Origin of the sequence: Pseudomonas frederiksbergensis, assembly GCF_001952935.1 — a bacterium.
GTDB classification, from domain to species: domain Bacteria; phylum Pseudomonadota; class Gammaproteobacteria; order Pseudomonadales; family Pseudomonadaceae; genus Aquipseudomonas; species Aquipseudomonas frederiksbergensis.
This window is the reverse complement of record NZ_CP018319.1, coordinates 4,145,745-4,159,751: the sequence shown is the minus strand read 5'-3', so window position 1 is coordinate 4,159,751 and position 14,007 is coordinate 4,145,745. Positions and strand designations below refer to the sequence as shown.

General features: G+C 60.2%; 17 protein-coding genes. 2 read left to right on the top strand and 15 right to left on the bottom strand.

Annotated features, from left to right (window positions below; genetic code table 11):
- Positions 1 to 3: 3 nt before the first annotated feature.
- The 5 genes from ccmE to ccmA all read right to left on the bottom strand — a co-directional run bounded on the left by ccmE (position 4) and on the right by ccmA (position 2,767).
- On the bottom strand, positions 4 to 459 hold the full coding sequence (ccmE, locus tag PFAS1_RS19450; RefSeq protein WP_074874600.1) for a cytochrome c maturation protein CcmE: 456 nt from the start codon (positions 457 to 459) through the stop codon (positions 4 to 6).
- Positions 456 to 632 carry a heme exporter protein CcmD gene (gene ccmD, locus PFAS1_RS19445; protein ID WP_007894243.1) on the bottom strand — a complete coding sequence of 59 codons (177 nt, stop codon included), beginning with the start codon at positions 630 to 632 and terminating at the stop codon, positions 456 to 458. The genes ccmE and ccmD overlap by 4 nt, the downstream gene beginning before the upstream one ends.
- On the bottom strand, positions 629 to 1,384 hold the full coding sequence (locus PFAS1_RS19440; RefSeq protein WP_074874599.1) for a heme ABC transporter permease: 756 nt from the start codon (positions 1,382 to 1,384) through the stop codon (positions 629 to 631). The genes ccmD and PFAS1_RS19440 overlap by 4 nt, the downstream gene beginning before the upstream one ends.
- Positions 1,385 to 1,466: 82 nt before the next feature.
- Positions 1,467 to 2,135 carry a heme exporter protein CcmB gene (gene ccmB / locus PFAS1_RS19435; protein WP_076030183.1) on the bottom strand — a complete coding sequence of 223 codons (669 nt, stop codon included), beginning with the start codon at positions 2,133 to 2,135 and terminating at the stop codon, positions 1,467 to 1,469.
- Positions 2,132 to 2,767: a cytochrome c biogenesis heme-transporting ATPase CcmA gene (gene ccmA, locus PFAS1_RS19430; protein WP_076030182.1), complete on the bottom strand. Its 636-nt coding sequence runs from the start codon at positions 2,765 to 2,767 to the stop codon at positions 2,132 to 2,134. The genes ccmB and ccmA overlap by 4 nt, the downstream gene beginning before the upstream one ends.
- A gap of 197 nt (positions 2,768 to 2,964) precedes the next feature.
- Between ccmA and fliK the strand changes: the two genes are divergently transcribed.
- Positions 2,965 to 4,539 (top strand): flagellar hook-length control protein FliK, encoded by a 1,575-nt coding sequence (gene fliK, locus PFAS1_RS19425; protein WP_076030181.1) that lies wholly within the window; start codon positions 2,965 to 2,967, stop codon positions 4,537 to 4,539.
- A complete protein-coding gene (locus PFAS1_RS19420) occupies positions 4,536 to 4,865 on the top strand; it encodes an EscU/YscU/HrcU family type III secretion system export apparatus switch protein (RefSeq protein ID WP_076030180.1) in 330 nt (109 codons plus the stop codon). Before fliK ends, PFAS1_RS19420 begins: the two co-directional genes overlap by 4 nt.
- Before the next feature lie 121 nt (positions 4,866 to 4,986).
- Here the strand turns inward: PFAS1_RS19420 and PFAS1_RS19415 are convergent, their stop codons facing one another.
- From PFAS1_RS19415 to PFAS1_RS19370, 10 genes are all read right to left on the bottom strand, one after another.
- A complete protein-coding gene (locus PFAS1_RS19415; protein WP_056742068.1) occupies positions 4,987 to 5,379 on the bottom strand; it encodes a DUF2802 domain-containing protein in 393 nt (130 codons plus the stop codon).
- Positions 5,380 to 5,865: a chemotaxis protein CheW gene (locus PFAS1_RS19410; protein ID WP_008155806.1), complete on the bottom strand. Its 486-nt coding sequence runs from the start codon at positions 5,863 to 5,865 to the stop codon at positions 5,380 to 5,382.
- An 88-nt stretch (positions 5,866 to 5,953) separates the two neighbouring features.
- Entirely contained in the window at positions 5,954 to 6,838 is an 885-nt protein-coding gene (locus PFAS1_RS19405; RefSeq protein WP_076030179.1) for a CheW domain-containing protein, read from the bottom strand.
- Positions 6,839 to 6,866: 28 nt separating this feature from the next.
- A complete protein-coding gene (locus PFAS1_RS19400) occupies positions 6,867 to 7,655 on the bottom strand; it encodes a ParA family protein (protein ID WP_076030178.1) in 789 nt (262 codons plus the stop codon).
- 42 nt (positions 7,656 to 7,697) lie between these two features.
- Entirely contained in the window at positions 7,698 to 8,588 is an 891-nt protein-coding gene (gene motD / locus PFAS1_RS19395; protein ID WP_076030177.1) for a flagellar motor protein MotD, read from the bottom strand.
- 15 nt (positions 8,589 to 8,603) lie between these two features.
- A complete protein-coding gene (locus PFAS1_RS19390; RefSeq protein WP_074874584.1) occupies positions 8,604 to 9,344 on the bottom strand; it encodes a flagellar motor protein in 741 nt (246 codons plus the stop codon).
- On the bottom strand, positions 9,344 to 10,480 hold the full coding sequence (locus PFAS1_RS19385; protein ID WP_076030176.1) for a protein-glutamate methylesterase/protein-glutamine glutaminase: 1,137 nt from the start codon (positions 10,478 to 10,480) through the stop codon (positions 9,344 to 9,346). Before PFAS1_RS19385 ends, PFAS1_RS19390 begins: the two co-directional genes overlap by 1 nt.
- A 49-nt stretch (positions 10,481 to 10,529) precedes the next feature.
- Positions 10,530 to 12,767 carry a chemotaxis protein CheA gene (locus PFAS1_RS19380; protein WP_076030175.1) on the bottom strand — a complete coding sequence of 746 codons (2,238 nt, stop codon included), beginning with the start codon at positions 12,765 to 12,767 and terminating at the stop codon, positions 10,530 to 10,532.
- Between the two features lie 14 nt (positions 12,768 to 12,781).
- Positions 12,782 to 13,570 carry a protein phosphatase CheZ gene (locus tag PFAS1_RS19375; protein ID WP_074874578.1) on the bottom strand — a complete coding sequence of 263 codons (789 nt, stop codon included), beginning with the start codon at positions 13,568 to 13,570 and terminating at the stop codon, positions 12,782 to 12,784.
- 30 nt (positions 13,571 to 13,600) lie between these two features.
- The gene (locus tag PFAS1_RS19370) at positions 13,601 to 13,972 is read right to left on the bottom strand and encodes a chemotaxis response regulator CheY (protein WP_003183998.1); all 372 of its coding nucleotides are present in this window, start codon (positions 13,970 to 13,972) and stop codon (positions 13,601 to 13,603) included.
- Positions 13,973 to 14,007 lie beyond the last annotated feature (35 nt).

The following is a 14,007-nucleotide window of genomic DNA, read 5'->3' as shown; positions in this document are numbered from 1 at the left end:
CGATCAACCCTCCTTCGCGGGCGTTGGAGCAGATTGACCACTGTCTTTCAAAGCCTTGGTCACTTCCGGCGGCATGTACTTTTCATCGTGCTTGGCCAGCACTTCGTCGGCCACCACCACGCCGTCGGCGTTGAGCTTGCCCAGGGCAACGATGCCCTGCCCTTCACGGAACAGGTCCGGCAGGATGCCGCGATAAGTGATGGTCACGGATTTACTGAAGTCAGTGACGACGAATTTCACGTCCAGCGAATCGCCGGAACGTTGCAGCGAACCTTTTTCGACCATGCCGCCAGCGCGGATGCGCGTGTCTTGCGGGGCTTCGCCGTTGGCGATCTGGGTCGGGGTGTAAAACAGATTGATGTTTTGCTGGAGGGCGCTCAGGGCCAGGCCGACGGCAGCGCCGACACCGACCAGGATCGCGAGAATGATGATAAGACGCTTTTTGCGCAGCGGATTCACTTGCCGTTCTCCCGGCGCAGACGACGCGCCTCTTGTTGCAGATACCGCTTGCGGGCCAGGATTGGCGCCGCCACGTTGAGGGCCAGCACCGCCAGGCTGATGCCATAGGCGGACCAGACATACAGGCCGTGATGGCCCATGGCGAGAAAGTCGCCGAATGAAGCGAAACTCATCGAGCGACCTCCAGACTGTTCTGCACTTCGGCTTTCACCCAGCTCGCCCGGGCTTCGCGCTTGAGCACTTCAAGGCGCATGCGCAGCAGCAGCACCGCGCCGAAGAAACAGTAGAACCCCAGCGCCGTCAGCAGCAGTGGCAGCCACATCTCGACGGGCATTGCCGGTTTTTCGGTGAGGGTGAACGTCGCACCCTGGTGCAGCGTGTTCCACCACTCCACCGAGTATTTGATGATCGGGATGTTGATCACGCCGACAATCGCCAATACCGCGCAGGCCTTGGCGGCACTGTCACGATTGCTGATCGCGTTGCCCAGCGCAATAAGACCGAAGTACAGAAACAGCAGAATAAGCATGGACGTAAGTCGTGCATCCCAGACCCACCACGAACCCCAGGTCGGTTTGCCCCAGATCGCGCCGGTGACCAGCGCCACGGCGGTCATCCAGGCGCCGATGGGCGCGGCGCATTGCAGGGCGACGTCGGCCAGTTTCATCTTCCACACCAGCCCGACGATGCCACAGATCGCCAGCATCACGTAGATGGACTGGGCCAGTATGGCGGCCGGAACGTGGATATAAATGATGCGGAAGCTGTTGCCTTGCTGGTAATCCGGCGGCGCGAAAGCCAGGCCCCACACGACACCAACACTGATCAGCAGCAACGCCGCGACACTCAGCCACGGCAGCAGTTTGCCGCTGATGCCGTAAAACCATTTGGGCGAGCCAAGCTTATGAAACCAGGTCCAGTTCATTACTGTTTCCATCACGGTTGCTGCTCGCCATCACGAAGCAGCCAAAAAGGGTCTTTACTGGTTAAAAAATAACCAGACCTCATTATTCGCCGACGCTGATCTTCAGGCCAGCAGCGATTGCAAAAGGTGTCAGGGTTATCGCCAGGGCGGTCAGGCTACCAAGCCACAAGAGATAACCGGTCGCCGGCATGCCCTGCAATGCCGCCTGCAAGGCGCCACTGCCGAGAATCAACACCGGGATGTACAACGGCAGAATCAGCAGCGCCAGCAACAGGCCACCGCGCTTCAATCCCACCGTCAGGGCCGCGCCCACCGCACCGAGCAGGCTCAGCACCGGTGTACCCAGCAACAAGGAAAACAGCAACACCGGCAGACAGGCGGTTGGCAAACCGAGCATCAATGCCAGTAATGGCGCGAGCAAAACCAGTGCCAGGCCAGAGAAGGACCAGTGTGCCAGTACCTTGGCCAAAACCAGAAGAGGCAGGGGGTGCGACGAAAGGACCCACTGCTCAAGCGATCCGTCTTCGAAATCACTGCGAAAAAGCCCGTCCAGCGAGAGCAAAACCGATAAAAGGGCCGCTACCCAGACCAGTCCTGGAGACAAGGTTTGCAACAATTGAGACTCGGGTCCGACCGCCAGCGGGAACAGGGAAACGACGATCGCAAAGAATACGAGCGGATTGGCCAACTCCGCGGGACGGCGAAACAACAATCGGGCTTCACGGGCGACCAACAGGCCGAAAACACTCATACGGCCCAATTCCCCAGGTCAATGTCGCGATAGCCGGTCGGCATCCGGGTCAACGTGTGGTGAGTGGTCAAGACCACCATGCCACCGCGCTCGCAGTGTGCGGCCAGGTGTTCTTCGAGTTGCGCCACGCCTTGTTTGTCGAGCGCGGTGAACGGCTCATCGAGGATCCATAACGGCGGGCTTTCCAGGTACAACCGCGCCAACGCGACCCGCCGTTGCTGTCCGGCAGACAGCGTATGGCAAGGAACATCCTCGAAACCGCGCAGTCCCACAGCCGTCAGCGCCTGCCAGATCGCCTCCTGGGAGGCCGGTTGATGCAAGGCGCACAGCCAGCTCAGATTCTCTTCCGGCGTCAGCAAATCCTTGATCCCGGCGGCATGGCCGATCCACAGCAGGTTGCGCGCCAACTCAAAGCGTTGCTCGTTCAGGGGCTGGCCGTTGAGCAGCACCTGGCCGGCAGTCGGCTGCATCAGCCCGCAAAGCAGACGTAAAAGGCTGGTCTTGCCGCTGCCGTTGGGGCCGCTGATTTGCAACATTTCGCCACTGGCCAGTCTCAATTCGAGATTTTCGAAGAGCAGCCGAAGGTCTCGCTCACAGGCGAGGGCAACGGTTTGCAGGACAGGACTGGTCAAGAGATCACGGGCCTTTTGGGTTCAAGTCGGCAGTGGAGCGGCCGTTAAAGATATGCAGGATAAATGCATTGGCGGCCCGTTCTAAGGAGCTGGATCAAGTATTTGAAATGTTTTCAGCGCCCCGGATACAACGGGGCGGCATTATACATGCCATGCCCTACTCTAAAGAGGGCAATTTCCTCAGGTTGTGACCGCGTATGACAGGCGAAATGAACATCCTTCCGCTACCGCAAACCGCGCCCGCGACGTCGCGACCGCTGGTGGTGAGTGGCGACCTGCTTAAGTTATTGACGCCAATGGAGGGCCTGATCGCGGCCGGTCAGACCGCCAAGGCCGAAGTGCTGTCGCTCAAGCAGGCGGATCAAACCTTTCAACTGTTGCTCAAGGTCACCCTCGACAGCGGCCGTCAGACCACGGTCCAGGCCACCAGCAGCCAACCACTGCCTCAGGGCACCAGCCTGGCGATCACTCAGCCGTCGGCGGGTAATTTGGCCGTCACCGTGCAACAGGCCATTGCCTCCAGCGTCGCCACTCTCACACGTATCGACACGGCGCAACTGCCCGTCGGCACCCTGCTGCAAGGCAAAGTGCTGACCTCTCAGGTGTTGCCACAGGTGCCGGGCCAGCCGACGGTGTTTCGCTCGATGGTGAGTTTGCTCAACACCGCGTTGAGCGGCAGCACCCTGAACATCGACAGCCCCACGCCCCTGCGCATCGGCACCTTGCTGAGCGCGCTGGTGCAGGACACCCAGACATTGAAGTTCGTGCCGTTGAGCAGCCGCCAGGAGCAATTGGCGGTGAGCCAACAACTGGTCAGTCAACAGAGTCGCCAAGGCTCGCTGGATGGCCTGCTCAAACTCCTGCAAAACCTGCCGTCCTCGAACCAGACGTCCAGTGACCTGCGTGCCGCCGTCGACAAGTTGCTCGCCGGCCTGCCCGATGTTCAACAACTCAGCACGCCAAAGGGGCTGGCCCAGGCACTGGCCAATAGTGGGCTGTTCCTTGAAGCCAAATTGCTCAGCGGTCAGAACCCGTCACTGGCCCCGGACATGAAAGGTGATCTGCTCAAGCTGATCGCACAATTGACCCCAAGCCTGCCGGCCAACACCAATCTCAACGCGATCATTGCCGCCAACACATTGGCCCAGGCCATGCCGCACTTCGTGCGCAGCGCCCTCGGCATGCTCGGTCAGGTCAGCGCCAAACCGCAGCCAACCAGCTTCCCGCTGCCCGAGCGCCTGCTCAAAAGCACGGACGGCGAAGGCGACCTCGAGCACTTGCTGCGTTTGGCAGCCGCGGCGGTTTCACGCCTGCAAAGCCATCAACTGTCGAGCCTGGAACAGACCGGCGTCACTGACGACGGTCGGTTGATGAGCACGTGGCAACTGGAAATCCCGATGCGCAATCTGCAGGACATCGTGCCGTTGCAGGTCAAGTTCCAGCGCGAAGAAGCACCCGAGAAAGAACAACAAAACGAACGCCGCGACGAGCGCGAACCCAAACAACAATTGTGGCGAGTGGACCTGGCGTTCGACATGGAGCCCTTGGGCCCGTTGCAAATACAGGCACAACTGATCAAAGGCAGCCTGTCCAGCCAGCTCTGGGCCGAACGCCCGTACACCGCCAGCCTGATCGAAAGTCATCTGGCCGAACTGCGCCAACGGCTGCTGGCGTCCGGCCTGAATGTCGGCGATCTCGATTGCCACCTCGGCACACCGCCACAAGGCCCTCAAACCCGCCTCGAACAACGCTGGGTCGACGAAACCGCATGAAAAACCCCAACACCCCGCGCCAGGCCGTCGCCCTCAAGTATGACGGCAGCCACGCCCCTACCCTCACGGCCAAAGGTGACGAAGCACTGGCCGAAGCCATCCTGAAGATTGCCCGCGAATGCGAAGTACCGATTTACGAGAACCCCGAGTTGGTAAAACTGCTGGCGCGAATGGAATTGGGGGAGAGTATTCCGGAAGAGTTGTATCGGACGATTGCCGAGATTATTGCGTTTGCTTGGAATTTGAAGGGTAAGTTCCCCGAAGGGCAGGATCCGAATGCGCCGATGGTCGAGAAAGACATAACCGATCGCGGCGACGACTATTGATCGTTCCCACGCTCTGCGTGGGAATGCAGCCCGTGACGCTCCGCGTCACATTCGACAGCGGAACGCGGAGCGTCCCAAGAGGCATTCCCACGCAGAGCGTGGGAACGATCTTGGGTAGGCATCAGTTCTTGTGCAACTTGCTCATCAACTCCGCCTCAGCCTGGGTCAAGCCGCAGGACTGAGTCAGTTCATCGACGCTTGCGCCCATACCGACCAGTTTTGCCGCTTGGGCAAACGACAGGCTCGACGGATCGCGCTGTTCCAGCTGAGCCAGTTTGTCCGGCAACGGGCCAACCACCGCGCGCAGTTCGTGCAGGTCTTCACCCATGCGCACGTTGCCGCTTTGGTAGTCCTCGACGCGTTTGGCCAGGTCCTTGATGCGCTGATCGCGCAACGCATCGCCCTGGGCCTGTTGCGCAGCGATCAGTCGTTGGCCTCGTATGTACGCCAGAAACATCGCCAGCGTGCCTGCCCAAAAGAGGAACAGGACAATGACCGCAACCTCAAGAATCAATCAGATGTTCTCCAGGTCCGACCATTCTTCTTCGCTCATCATCTTGTCCAGCTCGACCAGGATCAGCAGTTCGTTGTTCTTGTTGCACACGCCTTGAATGAACTTGGCGGATTCTTCGTTACCGACGTTCGGCGCGGTCTCGATTTCCGACTGACGCAGGTAAACCACTTCGGCCACGCTGTCGACCATGATCCCGACGACTTGCTTGTCGGCTTCGATGATGACGATTCGGGTGTTGTCGCTGATCTCGGCATTCATCAGGCCGAAGCGCTGGCGGGTGTCGATCACGGTGACCACGTTACCGCGCAGGTTGATGATGCCCAGCACGTAGCTCGGGGCACCCGGGACCGGGGCGATCTCGGTGTAACGCAGGACTTCCTGAACGCGCATCACGTTGATGCCGTAGGTTTCATTGTCCAGTTTGAAGGTTACCCATTGCAGGATCGGATCTTCGGAACCTTTTGCATTCGTCGCTTGATTACTCATACCCTGACCCCTCGAAAAACCGCTTCTGGCGGTGTGTGTTCTGTTGGCGGCATTCAACAATGCCGTCGCGTACTTGTTATGTCGGCAGCTATGTCGGTTTGTGTAGCGGCTTGCTACCGCTCATGTGCTTTGCCCCGCCGCTGGCGATCAACTCGGCCAGGGCGGAAACGTCCAGCAGCGCACACATGTGCTCAATCACCGTGCCGGCGAGCCATGGCCGCTGACCTCGGTGACTTCTCCATTTGATTTCGTTCGGGTCCAGGCGCAACGAGCGGCTGACCTGATGCACCGCCAACCCCCATTCGTAGCCCTGAACCGAAATAACGTATTGCAGGCCCTGACGGAAATCGTCGCGGTAACGATCGGGCATGACCCAACGCGCGGTGTCCAATACTTTCAGGTTGCCGGCCTGGCTCGGCAGGATCCCGAGGAACCATTCCGGCTGACCGAACAGCGGTGTCAGCTCGTGGCCGGCCAACGAATAAATCGAACCCAGACACACCAGCGGCACTGCCAGGGTCAGCCCGGCGACGTCGAACAACAGGCATTCGAACGGCTCGGCAGCCCAGGACGGGCGACCATCGGTTTCCACGGGTGGTGGCGTGTTGCTCGGTGGCCGGTGGACTTCGACCACTGGTGGCACCAAGGCTTGCAGCAGCGGTGCGATGGTCGAGACCGGCGCGAGAACCGGCGCTGGTGCTTCGATCACGGCTACCGGTGCTTTCGCCACCGGCGCTGCTACCGGCGCGGCAACCACGGCGGGTTTCTGCGCATCGCGAGCCTGCTCTTCGAGCACCGCTGCCTGGAACTCGTCCAGCGCCGCTTCAACCTCGACCGCTTCGACAACCTCAATGACTTCAACCAGTGCTTCGACTTCCAGCGGCAACTCTTCAGTCGCCTCCATCAGCAAGCTGTCCAGATAAGACTGGAGCGCCAGCTGCGGGCGCGAGGTGACCTTCACCGGCCGGTTCATGCGCGCACCACCGTAGGAGCTGTGTTCATCAGGCCACCGCCGGGACAAGTTGTGCCGCCAGCAAATGCTTGAGCAGTGCACGGTAAGCAAGAACGCCACGGCTCTTGCCATCGAACTGCGAAGGCGTCACGCCGGCACGGCTGGCGTCGCGCAAGCGGGTATCGACCGGGATGTAGCCTTGCCAGATTTCTTCCGGGTACTTGTCGCGCAACACCCGAAGCGTGCTGAGAGAAGCCTGCGTGCGGCGGTCGAACAGGGTCGGCACGATGCTGAACGGCAGCGCCTGTTTACGCGAACGATTGATCATCGCCAGGGTATTGACCATGCGTTCCAGGCCTTTGACCGCCAGGTGTTCAGTCTGCACCGGAATCACCAATTGCTGGCTCGCCGCCAAGGCATTGACCATCAGCACGCCAAGCAACGGCGGGCTGTCGATCACGGCGTAATCGAAGTCCTGCCAAAGTTGCGCCAGGCTCTTGGCAATCACCAGGCCCAAGCCACTCTGCCCCGGCGACTGGCGCTCGAGGGTCGCGAGTGCGGTGCTTGATGGCAGCAGGGAAATACTCTCGTGGCTGGTGGGCAACAACAATTGACCGGGCAAACCTTGCGGCACACTGCCCTTGTGCAGGAACAGGTCGTAGCTGCTGTGTTCCAGGCTGTCGGGGTCGTAACCGAAGTAGCTGGTCATGGAGCCGTGGGGGTCGAGATCGACCACGACCACGCGCTTGCCCGCCTCGGCCAGTAAACCGGCTAAAGCGATAGAGGAAGTGGTTTTACCAACACCACCCTTTTGATTGGCAACGGCCCAGACTCTCATTCGGATTGTTCCTCCCGGTCGAAATGCCGACCGAGAAATAGCTCAACGTATTAATGCGGGTGACGGAGAATTGACGGCGCTCTCTCGTCCCGGCGACTTGACCGGGGTCGGTGCAGTTTGTGTGCCAGCACGCTTCAACGCGGCATCCGGTTTCGCATTGGCCGTTCCGGTACCCGTGAGGCTGCGGCGTACATCAAGATTTCGTGACACCACCAGCACCACGCGACGGTTACGCGCCCGCCCCTCGGCAGTGGTGTTGTTGGCTACTGGCTGGAACTCGCCGTAACCCACCGACGCCAGGCGACCGGGGTTCACACCCTGCATCGCCAGCATGCGCACGATGCTCGCCGAACGGGCCGAGGACAGCTCCCAGTTGGTTGGGTACTGCGCGGTGCGGATCGGTTGATCGTCAGTGAACCCTTCGACGTGAATCGGGTTGTCGAACGGTTTCAGAATCGCGGCAACCTTGTCGATGATGTTGAACGCAATGTCGCTGGGCATGGCGTCGCCGCTGCCGAACAACAGGCTGGAATTGAGTTCGATCTCGACCCACAACTCGTTGCCGCGAATGGTCATCTGGTTGGAGCTGATCAGGTCGCCGAACGCGGCGCTGATGTCGTCGGCGATGCTTTTGAGCGGATCGCTGGCACCCGCGATACCGGCGTCGACCTGCTCGGCGTCTTTAACCAGCGGCTTGGCCGGGGTCACGGTCTGCGGTCGCTCGTCACCGATCGGGATCGGCTTGAGGGCGCGGTCGGAGTCGGTAAAGACCCCGATCAACGCTTCGGAAATAACCTTGTACTTGCCTTCGTTGATCGAAGAGATCGAGTACATCACCACGAAGAAAGCGAACAGCAACGTAATGAAGTCGGCGTACGAAACCAGCCAGCGTTCATGGTTTACGTGTTCTTCAGGTTGCCGACGACGTGCCATGGTCCATGTCTCCCATCAATCCATGAAGCCCTGAAGCTTCAACTCAATAGAGCGAGGGTTTTCACCTTCGGCGATCGACAGAATGCCTTCCAACAACATTTCGCGATAACGCGACTGCCGCAAAGCAACAGCCTTGAGTTTGGCGGCAATCGGCAGCAGCACCAGGTTGGCACTGGCCACGCCATAGATGGTCGCGACGAAGGCCACGGCAATGCCGCTACCCAGTTGCGAGGGATCGGCCAGGTTGCCCATGACGTGGATCAGACCCATCACCGCACCGATGATGCCGATGGTCGGCGCGTAGCCGCCCATGCTTTCGAAGACTTTGGCGGCTTCGATGTCGCGGCTTTCCTGGGTGTAGAAATCCACTTCCAGAATGCTGCGAATCGCTTCCGGCTCGGCGCCGTCCACCAGCAGTTGCAGGCCTTTGCGCGAGTAGTTATCAGGTTCGGCGTCGGCCACCCCTTCCAGACCCAGCAGGCCTTCCTTGCGTGCGGTCAGGCTCCAGTTGACGACGCGATCGACGCCACCGGCGAGGTCTACGCGAGGTGGAAACAGGATCCAGGCCAGAATCTGCATGGCGCGTTTGAAGGCGCTCATCGGTGACTGCAGCAGCGCCGCACCGACGGTTCCGCCGATAACGATCAACGCCGCCGGACCGTTGGCCAGGGCACCGAGGTGACCGCCTTCAAGGTAGTTGCCGCCAATGATGGCGACGAACGCCATGATGATCCCGATGAGGCTTAAAACATCCATCAGATACAAGCCTCGACCAAATGCTTGCCAATATCGTCCAGGCTGTACACCGCGTCGGCGAGTTCGGCTTTGACGATGGCCATCGGCATGCCGTAGATCACGCAGCTGGCTTCATCCTGAGCCCAGATTGCACTGCCGCCCTGTTTGAGCAGACGCGCGCCTTCACGACCATCGGCGCCCATACCGGTCAATACGACCGCCAGAACTTTGTCACCGTAAGACTTGGCCGCGGAACCGAAGGTGATGTCCACGCACGGCTTGTAGTTCAGGCGTTCGTCGCCCGGCAGGATTTTCACCGCGCCACGGCCGTCGATCATCATTTGCTTGCCACCCGGCGCCAGCAACGCCAGGCCCGGACGCAGGATGTCGCCATCCTCGGCTTCCTTGACGCTGATGCGGCAGAGCTTGTCCAGACGCTCGGCGAAGGCCTTGGTAAAGGCCGCCGGCATGTGCTGGATCAATACGATCGGTGCGGGAAAATTGGCCGGCAACTGGGTCAGCACCCGCTGCAAGGCAACCGGGCCGCCAGTGGACGTACCGATGGCGACCAGTTTGTAGGCTTTGCGTTTCGGCGCTGGCGACGACGACAACGAGGCTGGCGCAGGTGTACGCGCCGGAATCGGCGCCGGTGCCGGACGCGCAGGCGCGCTGCTGCCGTAGCTGCTGACGCTCGAAGGTGCAGGCGTCGGGGCGGGTGCGGCGACAGGTGCCGGAGCGCTGTAGGTGTTGGCGCGACGGTTACTGCGCGAGATGCTGAGAATCTTTTCGCACAGCAGTTGCTTGACCTTCTCCGGGTTGCGGGAGATGTCTTCGAAATTCTTCGGCAGGAAATCCACCGCGCCAGCGTCCAGCGCGTCAAGGGTGACCCGAGCGCCTTCGTGGGTCAGCGAGGAGAACATCAACACCGGGGTCGGGCAGCGCTGCATGATGTGCCGCACTGCCGTGATGCCATCCATCATCGGCATCTCGTAGTCCATGGTGATCACGTCTGGCTTGAGGGCCAGCGCCTGATCAATCGCCTCTTTTCCGTTGGTCGCCGTGCCGACGACCTGGATATTCGGATCCGCTGAAAGAATTTCCGAGACGCGGCGGCGGAAAAACCCCGAATCGTCCACCACCAGGACTTTAACTGCCATAAACACTCCGTTAGGCGGAGCGAGGCTCAGTCGCCCCGCCCCACCAGAATCAAATACGCCGTGCGGCGTAACGCTTGAGCATGCTCGGAACATCGAGAATCAGCGCAATGCGGCCGTCACCGGTGATGGTGGCGCCGGACATGCCCGGGGTTCCCTGGAGCATTTTGCCCAATGGCTTGATGACCACTTCTTCCTGGCCCACCAGTTGATCGACGACGAAGCCGATCCGCTGCGTGCCCACCGAAAGGATCACCACATGGCCTTCGCGCTGCTCTTCGTGAGCGGCGGAGCTGACCAGCCAGCGTTTGAGGTAGAACAATGGCAGCGCCTTGTCCCGCACGATCACCACTTCCTGGCCGTCCACCACGTTGGTGCGCGACAGGTCGAGGTGGAAGATCTCGTTGACGTTCACCAGCGGGAACGCAAACGCCTGGTTGCCCAGCATGACCATCAGCGTCGGCATGATCGCCAGGGTCAGCGGGACCTTGATGACGATCTTCGAGCCCTTGCCCTTGGTCGAGTAGATATTGATGGTGCCGTTGAGCTGGGCGATTTTGGTTTTCACCACGTCCATGCCCACACCGCGACCGGAGACGTCGGAAATTTCGGTCTTGGTCGAGAAACCCGGCGCGAAGATCAGGTTGAAGCAATCGGACTCGCTGAGACGATCGGCTGCATCCTTGTCCATCAAGCCTTTCTTCACGGCAATGCCGCGCAGAACGTCGGCGTCCATGCCCTTGCCGTCATCGGAGATCGACAGCAGGATGTGGTCGCCTTCCTGTTCAGCGGACAGGATCACCTTGCCGCTGCGCGGCTTGCCCATCGCTTCACGCTCGGCCGGCTCTTCAATACCGTGGTCGACCGAGTTGCGCACCAAGTGGACCAGCGGGTCGGCCAGGGCCTCGACGAGGTTCTTGTCGAGGTCGGTTTCTTCGCCGACCAGTTCCAGGTTGATCTCTTTCTTGAGCTGGCGAGCCAGGTCGCGAACCAGACGCGGGAAGCGCCCGAAGACCTTTTTGATCGGTTGCATCCGGGTCTTCATGACCGCGGTTTGCAGGTCGGCCGTGACCACATCGAGGTTCGACACGGCCTTGGACATGGCTTCGTCGCCGCTGTTGAGGCCCAGACGGACCAAACGGTTACGCACCAGTACCAATTCGCCGACCATGTTCATGATTTCGTCGAGACGCGCGGTATCGACGCGCACGGTGGTCTCGGCTTCGCTGGCCGGTTTTTCCGCTGGAGGCGCGGACGCGGCACGAGCCGGGGCCGGGGCAGCAGCAGGCTTCGGCGCTTCGGCTTTCGGCTCGGGCGCTTTGGCGACAGGTTTCGCTGCAGCGGCAGGAGCCTTGGTGACAGGTGCCGAAACAGCGGCGCCAGTGCCTACTTCAGTGAACTTGCCTTTGCCGTGCAATTCGTCGAGCAGCGATTCGAACTCGTGATCGGAGATCAGATCGCCGCCAGCCGCTTTTGCGGTAGGCGCAGCCGGGGCCGGGACCGCAGCAATGGCCGACTCCAGCGCATCAACGGCAAAGTTGCCCTTGCCGTGCAGCTGATCGAGCAGTGCTTCGAACTCGTCGTCGGTGATATCGGAGCTGTCGCCTGGCGCTTTCGGGGCAGCCGGTGCGGCTGGCGCCGGGGCTACGGCGTCGACGGCGAACTGGCCTTTACCATGCAGTTGATCGAGCAACGACTCGAACTCGGCATCGGTGATTTCGTCGCTGCCCGCTGCATTGCTGCTCGGCGCTGGCACAACTGCCGGGGCTTCTGCCTGAGCCTTGACGGCGTTCAGCGAGTCCAGCAGTTGTTCGAATTCGTTATCGGTGATGTCACCCGACTCGCTCTCGGCGGCAGGTTCTTCCACCACGTCGGCGACCGGTGCCGTTTCATCGGCGGTTTTCGGCTCGGCCAAACGGGCCAGTGCCGCCAGCAATTCTGGCGTGGCAGCCGTGATCGGGCTGCGCTCGCGGACTTCGGTGAACATGCCGTTCACCGCATCCAGCGCTTCGAGAACCACGTCCATCAGTTCCGAGTCGACGCGACGTTCACCCTTGCGCAGGATGTCGAACACGTTCTCGGCGATGTGACAGCACTCCACCAGCTCGTTGAGCTGGAGGAAGCCGGCGCCTCCTTTTACAGTGTGAAAACCGCGAAAAATTGCATTGAGCAAGTCCGCATCATCAGGTCGGCTTTCAAGCTCGACCAGCTGTTCGGACAGTTGCTCTAGAATCTCGCCGGCCTCAACCAGGAAATCCTGAAGGATCTCTTCATCGGCGCCGAAGCTCATGTGTAGGGGTGCTCCTAGAATCCAAGGCTGGAAAGCAAATCGTCTACATCGTCCTGACCGGACACAACGTCTTCTCTTTTATCGGCATGAATCTGCGGACCTTCACCCTGAGAGAGATGTTTTTGCGGATCTTTTTCTGCCAGCATCGCTTCACGGTCATGTTCGATGCCCGCAAAGCGGTCCACCTGACTGGCCATAAGCACGAGCTTGAGCAGGTTGCTTTCAACTTCGGTGACCAGTTGGGTCACGCGCTTGATCACCTGACCGGTGAGGTCCTGGTAATCCTGAGCGAGCAGAATGTCGTTGAGGTTGCTCGACACAACGCGATTGTCTTCGCTGCTGCGTGTCAGGAAACCGTCGACTCGCCGAGCCAGCTCGCGGAACTCTTCAGCCCCGACTTCGCGACGCATGAACCGTCCCCAGTCGGTGCTCAAGGCCTGGGCTTCGTTGCTCAGGCCGTTGACCAGCGGCGTGGCGTTTTCCACCAGGTCCATGGTGCGGTTGGCCGCGGCTTCGGTCAGTTTGACTACATAACCCAGACGCTCGGTGGCATCCGTGATCTGCGAGACTTCCTCGGCTTGCGGCATGTTCGGGTCAATCTGGAAATTGACGATCGCACTATGCAGCTCGCGAGTGAGCTTGCCCACCTCTTGATACAGGCCACGGTCACGGGTCTGATTGAGCTCATGGATCAGTTGCACAGCGTCGCCGAACCTGCCTTTTTCAAGGCTTTCGACCAGTTCGACCGCGTGTTTTTTCAGAGTCGATTCGAAATCGCCCTGTGAAGACTCGTTATGCTCCATAGCTCCCCCGTGGCGCAGTGGCTTCGCACATCAACCGATGCGTTCGAAAATCTTTTCGATTTTTTCTTTTAACGCCTGGGCCGTGAAGGGCTTGACCACATAGCCGTTAACACCGGCCTGGGCTGCCTCGATGATCTGCTCGCGCTTGGCTTCAGCGGTCACCATCAGCACCGGCAGGTGCTTGAGCTTTTCATCGGCACGCACGTGGCGCAGCAGGTCGATACCGGTCATGCCAGGCATGTTCCAGTCTGTTACCAGAAAGTCGATGCTGCCGCTGTTGAGAACCGGAATGGCAGTAGTGCCATCGTCGGCCTCGACCGTGTTGGTGAACCCAAGGTCACGCAACAGGTTTTTAATGATCCGCCGCATCGTTGAGAAGTCATCAACGATGAGGATTTTCATGTTCTTGTTCAATTCGACCTCCAAGCAGTCTTAAA